The organism is Desulfoplanes sp. PS50, from assembly GCF_053851535.1.
On sequence record NZ_JBSPZA010000025.1, the window covers coordinates 1 to 18,234 of the forward strand.

16 protein-coding genes and 1 tRNA gene are annotated in these 18,234 nt (G+C 57.6%); 5 read left to right on the forward strand and 12 right to left on the reverse strand.

Features of this window, described 5'->3' with window-relative positions; all coding sequences use genetic code 11:
- Positions 1-20: 20 nt before the first annotated feature.
- The 12 genes from ACTVJH_RS11355 to ACTVJH_RS11410 all read right to left on the reverse strand — a co-directional run bounded on the left by ACTVJH_RS11355 (position 21) and on the right by ACTVJH_RS11410 (position 14,301).
- Entirely contained in the window at positions 21-239 is a 219-nt protein-coding gene (locus ACTVJH_RS11355) for a hypothetical protein (RefSeq protein WP_455990640.1), read from the reverse strand.
- Positions 236-1,309: an HlyD family secretion protein gene (locus ACTVJH_RS11360; protein ID WP_455990643.1), complete on the reverse strand. Its 1,074-nt coding sequence runs from the start codon at positions 1,307-1,309 to the stop codon at positions 236-238. Before ACTVJH_RS11360 ends, ACTVJH_RS11355 begins: the two co-directional genes overlap by 4 nt.
- A 129-nt stretch (positions 1,310-1,438) precedes the next feature.
- A complete protein-coding gene (locus ACTVJH_RS11365; RefSeq protein ID WP_028577483.1) occupies positions 1,439-1,618 on the reverse strand; it encodes a hypothetical protein in 180 nt (59 codons plus the stop codon).
- On the reverse strand, positions 1,615-2,661 hold the full coding sequence (locus tag ACTVJH_RS11370) for an HTH domain-containing protein (RefSeq protein ID WP_455990646.1): 1,047 nt from the start codon (positions 2,659-2,661) through the stop codon (positions 1,615-1,617). Before ACTVJH_RS11370 ends, ACTVJH_RS11365 begins: the two co-directional genes overlap by 4 nt.
- Positions 2,651-5,641, reverse strand: a complete 2,991-nt coding sequence (locus ACTVJH_RS11375; protein WP_455990649.1) for a type I restriction endonuclease subunit R — start codon at positions 5,639-5,641, stop codon at positions 2,651-2,653. The genes ACTVJH_RS11370 and ACTVJH_RS11375 overlap by 11 nt, the downstream gene beginning before the upstream one ends.
- Positions 5,638-6,681 (reverse strand): PDDEXK nuclease domain-containing protein, encoded by a 1,044-nt coding sequence (locus tag ACTVJH_RS11380; protein ID WP_455990651.1) that lies wholly within the window; start codon positions 6,679-6,681, stop codon positions 5,638-5,640. The genes ACTVJH_RS11375 and ACTVJH_RS11380 overlap by 4 nt, the downstream gene beginning before the upstream one ends.
- Positions 6,668-8,083: a restriction endonuclease subunit S gene (locus ACTVJH_RS11385; RefSeq protein ID WP_455990654.1), complete on the reverse strand. Its 1,416-nt coding sequence runs from the start codon at positions 8,081-8,083 to the stop codon at positions 6,668-6,670. Before ACTVJH_RS11385 ends, ACTVJH_RS11380 begins: the two co-directional genes overlap by 14 nt.
- Complete coding sequence (locus ACTVJH_RS11390; RefSeq protein ID WP_455990657.1) at positions 8,083-10,215, reverse strand: type I restriction-modification system subunit M; 2,133 nt, start codon at positions 10,213-10,215, stop codon at positions 8,083-8,085. Before ACTVJH_RS11390 ends, ACTVJH_RS11385 begins: the two co-directional genes overlap by 1 nt.
- A gap of 510 nt (positions 10,216-10,725) precedes the next feature.
- Entirely contained in the window at positions 10,726-11,982 is a 1,257-nt protein-coding gene (locus ACTVJH_RS11395; protein WP_455990660.1) for an MgtC/SapB family protein, read from the reverse strand.
- A 129-nt stretch (positions 11,983-12,111) separates the two neighbouring features.
- Complete coding sequence (locus ACTVJH_RS11400; RefSeq protein ID WP_455990663.1) at positions 12,112-12,522, reverse strand: Fic family protein; 411 nt, start codon at positions 12,520-12,522, stop codon at positions 12,112-12,114.
- Between the two features lie 170 nt (positions 12,523-12,692).
- Positions 12,693-12,768, reverse strand: a tRNA-Ala gene (locus ACTVJH_RS11405).
- Between the two features lie 24 nt (positions 12,769-12,792).
- On the reverse strand, positions 12,793-14,301 hold the full coding sequence (locus tag ACTVJH_RS11410; protein WP_455990666.1) for a glycosyltransferase family protein: 1,509 nt from the start codon (positions 14,299-14,301) through the stop codon (positions 12,793-12,795).
- 24 nt (positions 14,302-14,325) lie between these two features.
- Between ACTVJH_RS11410 and ACTVJH_RS11415 the strand changes: the two genes are divergently transcribed.
- The 5 genes from ACTVJH_RS11415 (at position 14,326) to ruvB (ending at position 18,026) form a co-directional block, all read left to right on the forward strand.
- Positions 14,326-14,931 (forward strand): RlmE family RNA methyltransferase, encoded by a 606-nt coding sequence (locus tag ACTVJH_RS11415; protein ID WP_455990669.1) that lies wholly within the window; start codon positions 14,326-14,328, stop codon positions 14,929-14,931.
- 152 nt (positions 14,932-15,083) lie between these two features.
- Positions 15,084-15,833 (forward strand): YebC/PmpR family DNA-binding transcriptional regulator, encoded by a 750-nt coding sequence (locus ACTVJH_RS11420; protein WP_455990672.1) that lies wholly within the window; start codon positions 15,084-15,086, stop codon positions 15,831-15,833.
- A gap of 65 nt (positions 15,834-15,898) precedes the next feature.
- Positions 15,899-16,402 (forward strand): crossover junction endodeoxyribonuclease RuvC, encoded by a 504-nt coding sequence (ruvC, locus tag ACTVJH_RS11425; protein ID WP_455990675.1) that lies wholly within the window; start codon positions 15,899-15,901, stop codon positions 16,400-16,402.
- Positions 16,403-16,449: 47 nt separating this feature from the next.
- Positions 16,450-17,058 carry a Holliday junction branch migration protein RuvA gene (ruvA, locus tag ACTVJH_RS11430; RefSeq protein WP_455990678.1) on the forward strand — a complete coding sequence of 203 codons (609 nt, stop codon included), beginning with the start codon at positions 16,450-16,452 and terminating at the stop codon, positions 17,056-17,058.
- Positions 17,058-18,026 (forward strand): Holliday junction branch migration DNA helicase RuvB, encoded by a 969-nt coding sequence (ruvB, locus tag ACTVJH_RS11435; RefSeq protein WP_455990681.1) that lies wholly within the window; start codon positions 17,058-17,060, stop codon positions 18,024-18,026. Before ruvA ends, ruvB begins: the two co-directional genes overlap by 1 nt.
- Positions 18,027-18,234: the final 208 nt, after the last annotated feature.

Here is an 18,234-nt window from a genome sequence, read left to right on the forward strand (position 1 = left end):
TAAATCCATATTGTCGATTTTCAACATTTTTTCCTTACTAATAGAACTTGTTTCTTGATGCATTCTAAATTTGAATGCATCAAGGTTATTGTTGTATTCAGCATAACGTCCATTGCCACGGTTAATGCCTCGTCGAGCGCACGCACCTTGCCGTAGCGCAGGGACACATCCCGCAGGCGGGCAACCGGTGCGGCAGCACTCACGCCATCCTCGATCTGTGCATGTATGTCCCGGCTCATTGCGGCAGCCTCGTCTGCAGTTCAGGCGGCCAATCCACCCGTGGGTCGAGCCGCACATAGGCCATGCCCGGCAGGCCGGTCTTGACCTGGAGGAGGTGCTCTCTGAGCAGATCCGGGGCGATCCGCGCCTTGACCCGGAACATCAGCTTCAGGCGTTCTTCCGTTGTTTCCACCGTTTTTGGGGTGAACTGGGCCTCGTCGGCGACGAACGAGATCTCGGCCGGGATGACGTATTGCGGGGCGGCATCGAGCACAAGACGCGCTTCGGTACCCAGTGCGATCCGTCCGGCCGCCTTCGTCGGCAGGAAGAAGGTCATGTAGACATCGGTGAGGTCGATCATGTTCAGGACAGTGCCACCGGAGGCCAGCACCTCGCCGGGCTGGGCCACCCGGTATTGCACCCGTCCCTTCTGCGGCGCCTTCAGCACGCTGTCATCAAGGTCAGCCTGGATTCGCTCAAGCATCGCCCGGGTCGCCTCCACATCGGCTTGCGCGCCAAGCACCTGCGATCTGGCCGTGGCAATGGCCGCGGCCGCCCTTGCGACATCAGCCTCGGCAGCGCGCAACATAGCTTCGGCGCTGAGAAAAGCGGCTCGATCGTCGTCGAATTTCTGCTGGGAAACGGCTTTGTCGGCGACCAGCGATCGCGACCGCTCAAGCCGTATCCGTGCCACCTCGGCCTCGGCCACGCGTTGCGAGACCACTGCCTGCGCTGCCGTTTTCTCGCTTTGGCGCTGCACGACCTGGCTGTTGGCGATCCGCACCGAGTTCTCAGCCTGGCGCAAGTGGGCCAGCCCTTCTCTCAGCTGAGCTTCCAATACGGCGGTGTCCATCTTCGCCAGAACTTGTCCGGCCGTGATGAAATCGCCTTCGTCCACCAGGATATCCTTGAGCCGCCCCGCCGTCTTGGCGGCTATGTCAATCTCCACCGCTTCAATGCGGCCGTTGCCGCTGGTGAAGCCGTCGGGAATACCCTTTTTCTGCAAGGATTGCCAAGCAAAGAGTGCGGCCCCGATAACAAGCACCCCTATGGCGATGGCCAGCAACCGTCCTTTATTAAGCTTCGACATTTTTTGACCTCCGCTTTGCCCCGTTCCCAGAGAACAGGCGGCCATTCCGGAACAGATTCCAGTGAGCCGAAATATCTCCTAAAAACGGCTGCCCGGAATCCTTGTATTCTGGATAAGGGGCCAGCTTCATCACTCAGCCTCCCCGACAATCTGTTCCAGAAAGCCTTCGGTCTCCTGCTCCAGGGCGTAGATATCGGCCTTGATCTTATTTAAAGTGCATCCATTACGGAAGATCAGATGGCTTTTGATTTTGCTTATCCGTTCAATGGCCATTCTGTTCCCCACCGTTCCTCTGTCAATCGTGCTCATTTCACATCCCCTCCCATAGCAAACTCCTCATCGATCTCGAACAGATCCGGCGTCGAACGATGGACGCCGATGCCGTGTTCCATCAGCAGCATTACAAGCTGTTCCCCGTTCATCAGGGCGATGGGAGTCTTGTCGGGCTGGGCCGCTTCCTTGATGGCTCCGGCACTGAAGTCGCTGGTGGTAATGATCAGCCCTTGCTCGTGTGCTCCGAGGCTGCCGCGCACCTGCTGCACAACCGGAGCTTGGATATTATTCTTGAGCTTCCATTTCTTGACCTGGACGGCCATCTTGATGCGGACCACGTCACCGACCACCAAGGTGCCCCGGACATCGATGTCGCCGTCGCCGCTGAGTTTGGTCACCTCGACCATCTCGAAACCCATCTCCGCCAGTAACTGAGAGATGAGCTCCTCGAACTCACCGGGCTTCATGGCCAGCAAGCGCTCGCGCAGGACCTTGCGGACCTGGTGGTTGTGCTGCTCGATTTGGAATGCGAGTCCACGCCCCATCCATTGGCTCAGGCCGATATAGCCACGGCCGTGTTGGACAAAGCGGGGCCGCTCACCGCGTTTCTGCTGGCGCTTGATCTCGGTGATCACCTGGGCGTACATGGTGGCCTCGGGCGTTTTGCCGCCTGTCACCAGCCAGCCTTTTTGCAGGGCCTTCTCGGTTATTTCCTTGTAATGCATCGGCTTCTTGCCGCCGAACTCTTCGAGCACCTTCTGAGCGCAATCAGTGAAGGAGAAACCCGCGTTCGGATGATGTTTTGGGGCTTCTTCGACGGCCGCAGGAACCGGCGCAGCGCCGCTCGATATTTCAGTGGAATCTCGAAGTGCGAAGGTCTGAGGGCCGACTTTTACAAAGGGCGACTTGTCCCCATTGCTCTTGATGTCGGAGTAGAGCCGGGCGCTGACAGTGGCGTCTGGGGGCTTACCTCCGGACTGCCAGAGACCGGCAGCCATGATCTGCTCGGCGATATCCTTGGCGTGCAGCGCCGTTCCGGCCTGTTGCAAAACCTGAATTGCGGCCGTTTTAACGTCCATGGCTCGTTCCCGTTGCGGATTGTTCGGCCTGTTGCTGATAAGTCACGCCAAAGATGGTGTCGCCCAGCCATTTCTTGAACGACGGATTGTCGCTGAACTGCTTGAACAGCTCGGTGTGGTCGGACAAGAGGTCGATCATGACGCGTTGCAGCGCGGCGTCGTGTTCGATCCGGGCGGTCTTCTTATCGTTGTTCTTCATGGCGTTCTGGTAGGCGGCGTCCGCTGCGACCTTGGCCGGGATCTCCTCGGCGATGACCTGGCGGATCTTGTCGCCGTCCTTCCAATCGATGTTGCCGAACTGGTCGTTGAACGCCTTGATGATGTTGCTCAGTTGGTCCAGCTCCGGTTCCGGTTTGCGGCCACCTCCGCTGGTCGGCACCGGTCCGATTTCAGCATCCTGATCCGGAAGGCCTATCTTCAGGCTGGTTTTCACCTCGACACGGTAGCTGTCCATGTCGATGGCCTCCAGGATGCCCCGGGACAGGTCCTCTTCCTTGGGCGCGGGGAGTTTCGGGATCAGGAAGTTCAGGAAGATCGACAGCTTTTCCCAGTCGGCATTCGAATACGCCAGAATCGAGGACAGAAAGCCGTAGGTGCGGACGAAAGCCTTGGCCTTGCCCTTGAAGTCCACCTGGCCATCTTCGTCGAGATCGGCGTTGTAGGTGGCCACGCAGGCGTCCAGGATCGGGTCGAGCTTGTCGCGGTCCGCGCCGTTCAGGTAGAGCCCCACCAGGTCGTCGATTTGCTCCTGGGAGTAGACCTGGTAGCCGTCCAGATCCGACTTCAGGTCGTGCAGTTTATTCGGGTCGGTTTCGTCACTGAGGATAGTGGTGCGGTAATAGGGCTCGAACGACTTCTGGATGGTCTCCGAGTCGTTGTGGAAATCGAGCACAAAGGTATCGTGCTTTTTCGGGTGGGCGCGATTGAGCCGTGAGAGGGTCTGCACCGCCTTGATGCCGGAGAGCGCCTTGTCTACGTACATGGTGTGCAGCAGCGGTTCGTCGTAGCCGGTCTGGAACTTGTCGGCGACGATCAGGAAGCGGTACGGGTCCTGTTGTACCTTGTCCGGGATCTGGCTGCTGGGGAAGCCGTTCAGCGTCGCTTCGGTCACTTTCTTTCCGCCATACTCGTGCTCCCCGGAAAAGGCCACGATGGGCGCGTAAGGGCTTTTACGCTCCTTGAGGTAGTCCTTGAAGGCGTGGAAATACTGAATGGCTCGCTCGATACCGTTGGTGATGACCATGGCCCGGGCATGGCCGCCGATCTTGCGGTGGCCGATCACCTGGGCGTGGAAGTGGTCCACCATGATCTCCGCCTTCTCGCGGATGGCGTGATCATGGGACTCCACATAGCGGCGCAGCTTTTTCTGGGCCTTGTTAGCGTCGAAGAGCGGATCGTCCTCCACTGTCTTGGCCAGGCGGTAATAACTCTCCACCGGGGTGTAGTTCTTCAGCACATCGAGGATGAAGCCCTCCTGGATGGCCTGCTTCATGGTGTAGCTGTGGAACGGGTGATGCTTCACGGTGCCGTCGGGCTGCGGGTCCGGCTCGCCGAAGATCTCCAGGGTCTTGTTCTTGGGGGTGGCGGTGAAGGCAAAGTAGCTGGCGTTGGTCACCATCTTCCGGCCTTCCATGATCTTGTTGATCTTGTCCTCGGTATCCAGTTCATCCCATTCCGCCTTGTATTCACCCGGCTTTTCCGCAACGGCCATGTTCATGGCGGCGGTGGTCTTGCCGCCCTGGCTGGAATGGGCCTCGTCGATGATGATGGCGAATTTGCTCTTGCGGTGTTCGTCGCCGATCTCATCGAGGATGAACGGGAACTTCTGCACGGTGGTGATGATGATTTTCTTCCCGGCCTTGAGGAAGCGGCGCAGGTCGCCGGAATGCTCGGCATGGCCGACGGTGGCGGAAACCTGGGCGAACTGCTTGATGGTGTCGCGGATCTGTTTGTCGAGCACCCGTCGGTCGGTGACCACGATGACCGAATCGAACAACGCCTTGCTCTCGTGTTCCAGCCCCACGAGCTGGTGCGCCAGCCAGGCGATGGAGTTACTTTTGCCGCTGCCCGCCGAGTGCTGGATCAGGTAGCGTCTGCCGACGCCGCTCTCAGCGGCATTGGCCAGCAGCATGCGCACCACCTTTAGCTGGTGGTAGCGGGGGAAGATCTGCTTGTGCCTTTTTTTGCCGGTCTTCTCGTCCTTTTCCTCCACCACCTGGGCGTAGTTTTCCAGAATGTCGGTCAACCCCGCCTTGGAGAGGGCCTCCTTCCACAGATAGTCGGTGGCGAGCCCGGCCGGGTTGGGCGGATTGCCAGCACCGTCGTTGTAGCCCTTGTCGAAGGGCAGAAACCACGAGCCCTTGCCCTTGAGGTGGGTGCAGAAACGCACCTCGTGATCGTCCACGGCAAAATGAACGACGCAACGGCCGAACTGAAACAGCAGCTCCTTCGGGTCGCGGTCACGCTGGTACTGCTGCACGGCATCGAGCACCGTCTGCTTGGTGAGCTTGTTCTTGAGTTCGAAGGTGGCGATGGGCAGGCCGTTGATGAACACGGCCATGTCGAGGGAGAGCGCAGTCTCATTGCGGCTGTAGCGGAGCTGGCGGGTGACGCTGAAGACGTTGGCCGCGAACCGCTCGGCCGCCTTCACGTTGCCTGGCGTCGGCGTGCCGTAGAAAAGGTCCACATGGGCCGGGCCGTGCTTGATGCCGCCGCGTAGCACGTCTACCACGCCGCGCTTGGCGATCTCGCCCTGCAGGCGGTGCAGGAATTGTGTGCGTTTGGGGCCTTCCTCGTCGATGCCAAGAGCCTCATAGGTGTCGGGCTGGGTGGCGGCGAGGAATTGCAGCAGCTTGGCCCGGTCGACGGCGTGTTCCCGGTCGTAGTCCTGCGGGTCGCCCTGAACGTATCCGGCCTCCTCCACGAGGGACGCGACGATGATGGACTCCAGGCCCTTTTCGCTGGTGTCGGTCGGTTTCATAGATCCTCCAGCAAATGGGCGATGTCCTTCGGCGACGGCAGTTGACCTTTCAGCGCCTTGGGCAGGGTCTTGGTGATTTCATAAGTGGCCACGCCGATGGGCTTGCGGGCGTCGTGCAGGGCGTATTCCACAATTGTGCGGCTCTTCTCCTTGCACAGGATGATGCCGATGGAGGGGTTCTCGTCCTCCTGGCGGACCTGCCGGTCCAGCGCCGCCAGATAAAACTGCATCTTGCCGACGAACTCCGGAAGGAATTCGCCGACTTTCAATTCAATGGCGACAAGACAGCGCAGGTGGCGGTGAAACAACAAGAGGTCGATGAAAAACTCTTTGCCGTCCACCTCCAGCCGGTATTGGCTTCCCATGAAGGCGAACATGCCACCCATGGCCCGGAGGAAATCCTCGATCCGGGCGATGAGCGCCCGCTCCAGCTCCCGCTCGCTGTGTTCCTCGCCCAGTTCCAGAAAATCGAAGGTGTATTCGTCCTTCACCGCCAGCTTGGCCTGGGCGCGAAGTTCCGGCGTCAGCGCTTGGTCGAAATTGGTCTGGCCGAGCAGGGATTTTTCATAGCTCTGGTTATCGATTTGGTGGATGAGCACGTTCTTGGACCAGCCGAACTTGCGGGTCATGCGCAGATAGAACTCCCGCTCCAGCGGGTCCTTGCAGCGCTCCAAGATGGCCAGGTTGTGGCTCCAGCCGATTTCTCGCACCAGTGGTGCGAGTTTTTCTATACCGCTGTACGCCTCGAAAAAGGCCTTCATGCGCCAGAGGTTGGAAGCCGAAAAGCCGCCTACGCCGGGAAACTCCGTCCGCAGATCGGCGGCGAGCTGTTCCACCACCGCCTTGCCCCAGCCTTCAACATCCTGCCGCTCCACGATCATCCGGCCGATATCCCAGTACAGGCCGACCAGCTCCTTGTTGACCGCCTTGAGGGCTTCATACTGGGCGGAGCGGATGCGCTCCTTAATCTCGGACAGCAGGCGCGGGTAGTCCTGCGGTTTGCCGAGGCTGTTTTTTGGGGTTTTGTCAGTCGGTTTCATCCATCTCCCCCTCGTCATCGATCACGTCATCGGCTTCACCGGTGTCCTCATCCAGCGACAGCAGCTCTTCCTCGACAACCTCCGGCACCTCGATGCCGCGCACATCCACCTGGCCTGTGACCACATCGGAAATCAGCCGGGTGCGGTATTCGCGCATCAGTTCGATCTCACGTTGGGCCCTTGAAATCGCCTGGCTTATCTCAGCGCACTTCTCATTGATGTGAGCAATAATCGCCCGCTGTTCCTCCAACGGCGGGAGCGGGAAGAACGCCCCCTTGATTGCACCTTGCGCCAAGCCAAAGCGGGTCACGCCGGTAGCGGCAATCCGGAACTGGTCGGCCACTGGGTCGGAAGAGAAGGCCCTGAACAGAAACTCGCCTTCGATTTCACCTGAGAACGGTCTGATCAAGGCCAAGTGATAGGCGCAAACGATGCCGGGAAGAGCCTCGGGCACGAAAGTGGGAATGGCGATGTCGTCCCAACTTTCGGAGTCCTTGGTGATGATTACGTCGCCCGCTTTCAGCTCAAAAGCGCGAATCTCTTCCGGCGTGGCCGTGGCCTTCATAAAATCGATAGCAGCGGTGATGCGGTCGTTCTTGTAAACGTCCACGTAGTTGCAGAGCATGACCGGGACTTCGTCCTCGTTCGTGTTCTTGTCGACGCCACTGGCCCTGACCGCCGCCAGCGTGCGGAGCCGTCTGGCCTCCCAATGCTCCGGAATATCTCCGATCCATTCCACGCCGCTGGGCTTGAACTTGACCTTGGGATCAAGCCCCCGGGTCACGGCCTGGTTGATGACGTTCTGCTTCTGTTCCTTGAGCAGTTCGATGAGCCGCCGCTTGTTGCGGATGAATTTGTTGATCTTCGCTGTTTTCCAATTAAGGAAAAGTACGATTGAGTCTTGTTCGCTGGTGGGAGGAACTGGAACAGGTATTTGCCCAAACTGGTCAAAATACAGCCTAAGGCGCATATCCATGATGCCCCTTGACCTGATCTTGAATTGTTGGAGATATTTCGGTGTCCTGAAGAGATAGTGGTAATAGTCAGTATTGCATGCCTGAATCGGACGCAAAATGTCATAAGCGGGACTCGTCACCCCTTCATAGTGAGAAACACCGATCGCCCCCATCCAAGCGAGCAGCTTGTTAGATATTATATCGCCCTTCTTTACCATCCAGTACCCATCAGTAGTGGACGCTTTATTGCCTCGCTGTTCAAGATCCTTTCTTGGCCTTACACCAATATGCGTATAAATCGAAAGTAACTCCATCTGATTGTTATCTGGGGCCTTTTCAATCCTTAAACGAAAAACCTGCTTGGTTCGCAATATACCCCACGAATCCGGCAAGCGTTTAAGCCAGTTCAGTTCAGTTTGCCGGTAGTTTGGGAATGGCCCGAGCATTACTCAGCCTCCCCGACAATCTGTTCCAATAGCCCGTCGGTTTCCTGCTCTAGGGCGTAGATGTCGTCCTTGATTTCATCCAGGGTGCGCATGGATGCGGGCCGGTAAAAATGTCGGTTGAAGGAGATCTCGTAGCCCACCTGCGTCTTGCCCGGGTCGATCCAGGCATCCGGGGCATAGGGCAGCACTTCTCGTCGGAAGAAAGCCTCGATACCGCCTTTTTCCAGCAGCGGCACCTGTTCGCTGTCGCGCAGGGCGGTATCCGGCTCGAATTCAACCACGCAGTGTTTGCCGCCCACCTCGGCCTCGAACAGGCCGTGGATGGGATCGGGCGTGGCCTTGCCGGGCTTGTGAACCTTCTTCAGTACCGGCGCGGCGTCCTCGCGGGTGTCGCAGAGATCGCTCTGCAGCAGCTTCTTGCGCTTGGCGGTGAGCTTGACGCCGTGTTTGTCGGCATCGGTGTCGCAGGTGTCCATGAAGGCGTTGAAATCCAGGTGCGGACCGGCTCCAAGCGTCTCGGCCACGCGGCGGGCCAGGTTAGCCAGCGGCTCTTCCTTGGCCTTGGCGCACGCCCGCTCGAACCGTTCCAGCCGGGCCGGGTTCAGGTCAACGGCGAGGCGCAAGGGACGGTCCACCGTCACCTTCCAGTAGCCGAAGGCCTCGTTGGGGAAAATCTTGGATTTCCCGGTCTCGACCGGATTGACCACCAGCTCGCAGACAGCGCGGATGTGTTCCTCGGAGAACTCGCAGTTTTTCTTGCCGAGGTTGCGGCGCAGCGGCACGTACCATTCGGTGGCGTCGATGAGCTGGACCTTGCCTCGGCGCGTATCAGACTTGCGATTGGACAGAACCCAGATGTAGGTGGCGATGGGCGTGTTGTAGAACATGTTCTCCGGCAGGGCGATGATGGCCTCCAGCCAGTCGTTCTCGATGATCCAGCGGCGGATATTGCTCTCGCCCTGACCGGCGTCGCCGGTGAAGAGCGACGAGCCGTTGTGGACTTCGGCGATGCGGCTACCGAGGCGGGTAGTGTGCTTCATCTTGGAGAGCTTGTTGACCAGGAACATGAGCTGCCCGTCCGAGGAGCGGGTGATCATCTTGTATTCCGGGTCGCCGCCGTGCTGGGTGACAAAGCGCGGGTCCTTGATATCACCCTTGCCGCCCAGGCGCTCCAGGTCGGTCTTCCAGCTCTTGCCGTAGGGCGGATTGGAGAGCATGAAATCGAATTCCTGCGACGGGAAGGCATCGCTGGAGAGCGTGGAGCCGTACTTCATGTTCTCCGCCTCGGCCCCTTCGCCTTTGAGGAGCAGGTCGGCCTTGGAGATGGCGTAGGTTTCCGGCTGCACCTCCTGGCCGAACAGATGAATGGAGACATCCTTGCCGTGGCTTTCGGCCAGCTCGGCCAAGCGCTCCTCCGCCACGGTCAGCATGCCGCCGGTGCCGCAGGCCCCGTCATAGACGAGGTAGGTGCCGGATTCGATGTCGTCGGCCACCGGCAGGAAGATCAGGTCGGCCATGAGCTTGACCACGTCGCGGGGCGTGAAGTGCTCTCCGGCCTCTTCGTTGTTCTCCTCGCTGAAGCGGCGGATCAACTCCTCGAAAATGGTGCCCATGGAGTGGTTGTCGAGGGCCGGGAGCAGCTCGTTGCCGTCTATGTCCAGAACAGATTTGGGAGACAGATTGATCCGGCTGTCCAGAAATTTTGCAATCAGATGACCGAGGATGTCCGCCTCGATCAACGTGGGTATCTGGTTGCGGAACTTGAACTTGTCCAGGATCTCCTGGACGTTGGGTGAAAAACCGTCCAGATAGGCCTCGAAATCGGCCTTGAGCTGCTGTTGTTTGGCGCGGTTTCTCAGATCGCGCAAAGTAAAGGGCGAAACATTGTAAAAAGCCTGGCCTGCAGCCTGGCAGAGCGCGGCGTGCTGGTTGGCAATTTCGGCCCCGTCGAGCTGGGTTTTCATCTCGAGCACTTTTTCCTTGCTCGGCTCCAAGAGCGCGTCGAGACGGCGGATGACCGTCATTGGCAGGATCACGTCGCGGTACTTGCCGCGCACATAGACATCGCGCAGCACGTCATCGGCGATCCCCCAGATAAAACTTACAATATTGGTATGGGTCACATAGTTCATAGCCCGTTACCACTCCTTGCGCTTTGTGTAGGTTTGATTCGCATAACCCTTTGCATTCACCCTGCGAGTTTTCTCTGCAGGTGCGGCTGCGCCGCCAGCCTTGAACCATGCGTCCACTTCATCTTTTTTTTGAACTTCCAAAGACGACCCGTGTTGTGAGCGGGCATGTTAGATCTGTTGAGTCATTTGAACACGGTGTCATTGTCGCTTCCGAGATATTTGCAGATTTCGGTTATCGAAAACCAGCGATCTTTCATATCCTCGATGCTCATAACATTCGACATTTGGTCTTACGGTCATGTTCGCCAAAGCAAAACAGGTGAGCGCTGGTCGAAACTTTCCCAAATAAAAAACCTTATATAACTACTCAGGCGCTAGCTGCTGTGTCAAACAGTCTTTGCCGACTAGCACGATTTTTTTCTGTAACGGATGAAGTCAGACACCAGAGCGGTGTAACTTCGAGTACACAGGTCTGTGCTTGGATCAGATTTTTCTCTATGAAGACCATGCTTACGCCAGGGCAATGACCACGCCCGGCACCATGGCGGCGAGCATGAGCAGGGGGACATGGATGTTTTTTCTGAATCCGGCGATCCAGGCAAAGAGGATTCCTTTGAACAGGGTGTTGGTTGCACAGGCAAGGACAATGCCCGTGATGGCGACTTCTCCCTCCAGACTGGCGTGTGCGGACCGGGATAGGGAGAGGGTGATGGCGTCCACATCCATCAGTCCTGAAATCACCGACAGGATGTACACGCCCTGATTGCCGAACCAGTGTTTCATGGCCTCGGACAGGACGAGGATCACGGCCAGCAGGAGTCCGAACTGCAAGGCCATGCCGAGTTGGAGGGGGTTCTTCAGTTCGAGGCGCTGGTCCTGCTCCTTGCCGTTTTTTCCGTTTTGCCGCCAGATCCAGATCAGGCTGGCTAAAAGACCCAGCAGCATGGCGGTCAGCGGCAGCCAGAGAAGGCGCAGTAGCGCGGTATGGACCACAAAGACCTCGATCATGACCCGCACAAACATGATCGAAGACGCTATGAGGACCCCGCCTGAGAATATGAGACTGACCTCTTTGTTTCTGGCAAAACGGGCCAGGCTCAAGGTGACCGCCGTTGACGAGACCAGCCCGCCGGCAACGGCAGTGACGATCATCCCCATCCGATCTCCGGCCATTTTGATGACTATGTAGCCCAGAAAAGACAATCCTGAAATCAGAACCACCATCCACCAGGTCCAGTAGGGGTTCAAAGCTTCCCAGGGACCAAAGCCCTTGTCCGGCAAAAGGGGCAGCAGGACCACGGAGATGAGCAGGAGTTTGACCCCGGAAAAAAAGTCCTCGGGCGACACCCGGGTGAGCCATTGGTGCAGGGTCAGTTTGTGGCCGAGAATGAACATGGTGATGACTGTGACTGCTATTGCCGGGATCTGGTTGCCGTAGGCCGCCCAGGCTGCCAGGGAAAAGGTCAGTATCATGCCGAAGGCCGTGGTGGTCCCGACGTCCTTATCCTTTTTAAACTCCAGGATATGGGCTGCAATGACCAGGGCGGAAACCGACACAAATCCTACCATAAGCAGCCAATGCCCGATCTCCTGGGAGAGCAGGGCAATGACGCCTCCCAGCAGGCCGATAAGGCTGAAGGTTCGAATCCCGGCCACGCGCTGACCTTCATCCTCCTTCCTGTTGCTCCACCCCCTTTCGATCCCGATCAAAAGACCGATAGCCAGGGCTGCAAGCAGTTCGAGCGCTACAACATACATCTCATCCATGGGTACCCTGCTTGTTGCGAGTGTGTTTTGCTGGTTTCCTTTCCGGGAACGCCGAAGGTCCGGTCGGTATTTCCAATGGAATGACTCTAGCCGTGACTGGGCTCCATTCTTGATAATGGCGGAGAAATATCAATATTGCTCTGTCAGGAGAAGGCGCCCTTTGTTGGTCAGCCTATATTTCTGCAGTCGGCTGTTGGGCTTATCCGGGATTGTCCGTTCTATGTACCCGTTGTTCAGCGCAGGACGGAGATGATTTTTTCTAAAGGAATCTCTATGTTTGAATTTTAGCTGATTTCGTAACTCCCCAGATGATAAAGGACCGTTCTTCAGTATGTGGAGGAGATTGAGCAATGCCTCATCTGACTGGGTCGCCGAATGGGTCGCCGACTGGGTCACCGACTTGCTCATCGACTTGCTCACCGACTTGCTCACCGACTTGCTCACCGACTTGCTCGTTAGGTCTTTTCTGTGGTTTTGCAGGTAAGGCATTTTCAGGGACTGCCACTGGTTTTTTAGAGAAACGATAACCCGAACCCGCATGCCGATTTCGACAATGGATTTTTACGAAACGTAGCAATGGAACACCGTGCGACACAAGGAGTTTTTCCGGGCTGGGCTTTTGTTCGCATGAAAGTACTCGAATATGTGAGCACACGCCATGGGTATAAAAAAACGGGCATGTAGATTGGTTTCTACATGCCCGTTTCTCGTGGTGGAGGCGAAGAGGATTGAACTCTCGACCTCAGCGTTGCGAACGCTGCGCTCTCCCAGCTGAGCTACGCCCCCGGATGTGAAGATGAGTCTTTATGATCATTTGGCGAGGATATCAAGAATTTTTTGGACCCGGTGAACGTAGGTATGGCGGGCTGTGATTTCCTGTTGCCATGCGTTTCGCAGGTCGTTTTTTTCTTTGGACTCAGGAGTGAATTTTCGAATCAGGTCGGGGAGCTCGCTTGGGGCGGTGAAGGATATGGGCGCGCAGAGTTCTTTGGGGAAAATCGCCTGTCCCGGGGTGGTGTCGGTGAGCAGGAAGCCGCCCGCGGCCCAGACGTCGAAGTGGCGCTGGGTCAGGCCGTGGGGCAGGAGCATGCTGGTCATGTTCAGGGTGATGGCGGCCCGGGCGTACCAGGCCCCAAGGGGACCGTAATAGTCCAGGGGCGGGTGCAGGGTGAAGGGGCGGGTCAGATGGTTCTTCCAGGCCGGGTCCCCGACAATGTTCAGGTCCGAGCAGGCGGCTGCCTGTTCAAGACATGCCTGACGCCAGGCCAGGGAGGTTTCTTCAGCGCCAAGTCCTGCCTGGCGGATTTCGTTGCCGGGCCACAACTCGGTCGGGGCGAGTCGGTCGATCCACCAGGAGACATCCCTGCGTTTTCCCTGCAGGCAATCCTTGTTTGCCACGGCAAGAAGCTCTTTATTCACCGAGGCTCCGGCAAAGAAGCCCTGTTTGCGGGGAAAGGCGGTTCTTCCCACAAAGCTGACCTGAGGTCGTTTCAGATCATCGCGCTGATCACAGGGGCTGAAAAAATGCGGATCCGTGCCCAGGGGGAGGTGGAATGGTCTGCCTCCGAGATTCTCGAGCGGATCGAGGAACCAATCGTCTGTCACCCCGATGGGAATGTCCTTCCAAAAGAGACCCCGGCACGAGCCCAGCAGATGGAAAGGATTGTCCACCATCCAGACAGCTACAGCAACCCCTGCCTCGCGAAGGAGATAATAATGGCCTCCATAGCCGTCCAATCCGGCCATGTTGAGGCTGACGAACATCTGCGGGGACGTTTTGACAAGAAGATCTTCGAGTTGCTCCAGAGAAAGATTCTCCGGGATGAGCATGGGGTTGAACCCCAGCTGTTCAAAGGCCCGGGCCAATTCCGGGACAATAAGGGCGTTGGTGCTCCAGGGGAGTAGAACACGCTTTGTCCGGGAAGACGGCGTAGCGCTCTTCATCCACATCCGGACCCTGGCCAGGATCGGGCCCCAGAAGGAGGGAAACAGCCGTTCGCCCGGCGTGAAAATCCACAGGGTGGAGGCGGCCAGACGTTCGGGCGTCAACTCTTCCGGGGATATTCGTTGGAAAAACGGGGGGATGCGCTCATGCCAGTTTGTATCCATCTGTTCCCAAAAACGAGGGCTTTCGATGAAGCAGACATCCTCACATTGTCCGGTACGCCCGGTCAGTCCTTCCGGGTTGGGGCCCAGTCCCAGAAAAATATGTCTGCTGCCTTGTCCCGTGCGCGTGAATGCTTCCTCGGGGCCCGGCAGGGTTCGGGTTTTTCCGAGCTCATTTTGGGTCTTTACACGCGTGGGACGGACTGGCATCATTGAGCTCTTTTTTTGGAAAAGGATATGAAAAAATACAGAGATCACTATTTCAAGCGGGCCAAGCAGGAGAATTATCCTGCCAGGTCCGTATATAAGTTGCAGGAGATGGACAAGAATTTTCAACTCCTGCGGCCCGGTCAGAAGGTTCTCGACCTGGGTGCGAGTCCGGGATCATGGACCCTGTACGCCGCAAAGCGGGTCGGTGACAAGGGACGGGTTCTGGGTGTGGATCTCAATCCCGCCAATACCGCATTTCCTCCCCAGGTGACCTTTCTGCAGGAAGATGTTTTTGACCGGTCTCCGGAGTTTCAGGAACTTTTGGATTCATGGGCCCCCTTTGATCATGTCGTAAGCGACATGGCCCCCAAGACCTCGGGGGTCAAGTTCAAGGATCAGGCATTGTCTCTGGAACTCGTGGAGGAGGCCTTTGCCCTGGCCACGACCTGTCTGGCCGCCGGGGGATGTTTTGTGGTCAAAATTTTCGAAGGACCCGATGTCCACGGGTTTACCCAGAAAATCAGGCCATGGTTCGACAAACTGAAGACCTTCAAGCCCAAGAGTTCCCGTTCTGAAAGCAAAGAGATCTTTATCGTCGGCAAGGGATTCAAGCCTGATACGCAATGGGGTTGAGCATTTCTACCTCAAGGAATAACTGCACCACCATGTTTATTGGAATACGCACGAATCTGGATACAGGCGAGCCCGCCGCATAATCGGGTCGGTTCAGCCATTGTTCATTCATTACTTTAGCAAGAGATATGAGATAACGGAGGAGATCGTATATGTCCGGACATAGTAAATGGCATAATATCCAGCATAGAAAAGGACGGCAGGACGCTGCCCGCGGCAAGATGTTCACCAAGGTGACCAAGGAGATCATGCTTGCGGCCAAGGCCGGGGGCGGCGATCCCACGGGCAACAATCGGCTCAAGAGTGCCATCGATGCGGCCAAGGTCGTGAATCTGCCCAAGGACAAGATCGAAACGGCCATCAAGAAAGGCACCGGTGAACTGGCTGCCGATGCCATTGAAGAGGTCATGTACGAAGGATATGGGCCCGGCGGCGTGGCCATTCTGGTAGATGCGGCCACGGATAACAAGAACCGGACCGTTGCCGAGGTTCGACATATCCTGAGCAAGAACGGCGGTTCCATGGGCGCCTCCGGCTGTGTGGCCTGGATGTTTGACAAAAAAGGGATTTTTGCCTTTTCCAAGGATGCCCACAGCGATGAAGAGCTTTTGGAGATCGGTCTGGAGGCCGGAGCCGAAGACATCGTGGACGACGGAGAGACCTGGCAGGTTCAGTGTGCGCCCGAGGATTTCACGGCCGTGCGGGATGCCTTTGTCGAGGCCGGGATCGAGCCGGAAGAGAGTGAAATCACCATGATCCCCCAGAACACGGTTGCCGTGGACAAGGGCACCGGACTCAAACTTCTCAAACTCTATGACGCACTGGACGAGAATGATGATGTCCAGAATGTGTACGCCAACTTTGATCTTCCTGACGAATTGCTCGCCGAAATGGAGGAGTAACCGTGATCAGCTCCCGGGACGGCATATCAGAATGACATTGCGCGCAGGGAGTGCGGAGGGTGGTCGTGGCCGGTGAAGACGTTGTTGTCCTGGGGATAGATCCAGGTTCACGCTGCTGCGGATACGGTCTGATCCGGGAAACCTCGGGACAGCTCTCCCTGCTGGATACCGGGACGATCCGACCTGCCTTGGACAGCCCGCTGAGCACCCGGCTCGGGTATATTTTTGCAGCCATTGTGCAGCTTATCGAGACCCATCAGCCTGATGTCGCATCGGTGGAAGATGCCTTTTTCGCACGCAACGCAGCCTCTGCCCTCAAGCTTGGTCAGGCCCGAGGCGCAGTGCTCACGGCCTGCGCGTATCGGGATATTCCTGTGCACAGTTACGCCCCGACCATGGTCAAGAAGACTATTGTCGGGGCGGGTCGTGCGGAAAAATCCCAGGTCGCGTTCATGGTCGCGCAATTGCTCGGATGCAAGGGAACGTGGTCCAAAGATGCCAGCGATGCCCTGGCCATTGCCATCTGCCATCTCAATCAGCGACGATTCAAGCGCTTGTACGGGAAATAACGGGTTCAGAGCCTTTTTTCACCTACCCATACCTTTCGGGGAGCAGGATGATTGCCTATATAGCGGGAACATTGCTTCAGAAAACAGCGAATCGGTGCGTTGTCCTGACCGAATCCGGGGTGGGGTATGAGGTCGGAATGGGTGCCCAGACCGTGGCGCGGTTGGGGGATGCCGGGACCCCGGTTTCCCTGTACATCCAGACGATCGTGCGCGAGGATGCCCTGGCCCTGTACGGGTTTTCGACCTGGGATGAACGGGAGCTTTTCGGTATCCTTGTGGGAGTTCCCAAGCTCGGTCCCAAGACGGCCATGGCCATGCTCGCCTGTTTTGAACCCGAAGATCTCGCTGCCAAGGTGGCTGCAGACGATGTCCACGCCCTGACCCGGGTGCCGGGAATCGGCATGAAATCGGCCAAGCGGATTGTTCTCGATCTCAAGGACAAGCTGGCCACCTTTGTGACGCTTTCTGCAACGCCCTCGTTTGTATCTGGCAATCAGGTCTTCGAGGACACCCTGGGTGGACTTTTTGCCCTGGGATACAGCGAACGGGAGGCTGCGCCCGTTGTGCGCACAATCCTCGAGCAGGAACCCGACCTGGATGTGGGCGGGGCCATCCGTAACGCCCTCAAACTTCTATCTTCTGCTGCGTCTTCCTGATGACTATACCGAATCTGCCTTTGGATGATCATATCCGCCCGGGGAGTCTGGACGACTTCATCGGTCAGAATGATGTGCGGGCCAATCTGCGCATCTATCTCCAGGCCGCCAGGGAACGCGGGCAGCAGCTCGATCATGTCTTGCTCTACGGCAATCCCGGATTGGGCAAGACCACCCTGGCCCAGATCATGGCCTCGGAGCTCGGGGTCAATCTGATCAGCACCTCGGGCCCGGTGCTCGAACGATCCGGCGATCTCGCGGCCATTGTCACCAACCTGAAAAAGAATGATCTTTTGTTCATCGACGAGATTCACCGCATGCCCGCGAATGTCGAGGAAATCCTCTATCCGGGCATGGAGGATTTCAAACTCGATCTGATCATCGGCCAGGGGCCCGGTGCCCGGACCGTGAAGATCGACCTGGAACCCTTCACCCTGGTCGGGGCGACCACCCGGATCGGTCTGTTGACTTCGCCCCTTCGGGACCGGTTCGGCGTGATCTGCCGGCTGGAGTTCTACGAACCCGAGGACCTGGCCCGGATCGTCACCCGCGCAGCCTCCATCTTCGGCATCTCCATCACCCCCGACGGGGCCCTGGAAATCGGACAGCGTTCCCGGGGAACGCCGCGCATCGCCAACCGGCTTTTGCGCCGGGTGCGCGACTTTGCCCACGTCAAGGGATGCGAGGTAATCGATGCAGAGGTGGCTGCCCGAGGCCTGGACATGATGGATGTGGACGCCAACGGCCTGGATCAGATGGACCGCAAGATTCTCACCTGCATCATCTCCCATTTTTCCGGCGGGCCTGTCGGGGTCAAGACCATTGCCGTGGCCTGTTCCGAAGAGGTCCGGACCATCGAAGAGATCTACGAACCCTATCTCATCCAGTCAGGGCTGCTCAAACGGACCCCCCGGGGCAGGGTGGTCACGAAAAAGGCGTATACCCATCTGGGATTGCCGTTTGTTTGATAAAAGGAAAACAAGCACGCAAAAAAAGCGGGGAGAGGGGAAAAAGGGATAAGGGAGAAAGTGCGCAGCGCACAGTGCGCAGTGCGCAGAAAATGTCCGCAGGAAAAAAACAAAAAAGGGACAACTTCTTTTCAGGACAGGACACTCCCTGACTTGATCCGTCATCCCGGACTTGATCCGGGATCTTGGGGGAAGTGGTCGATAGATT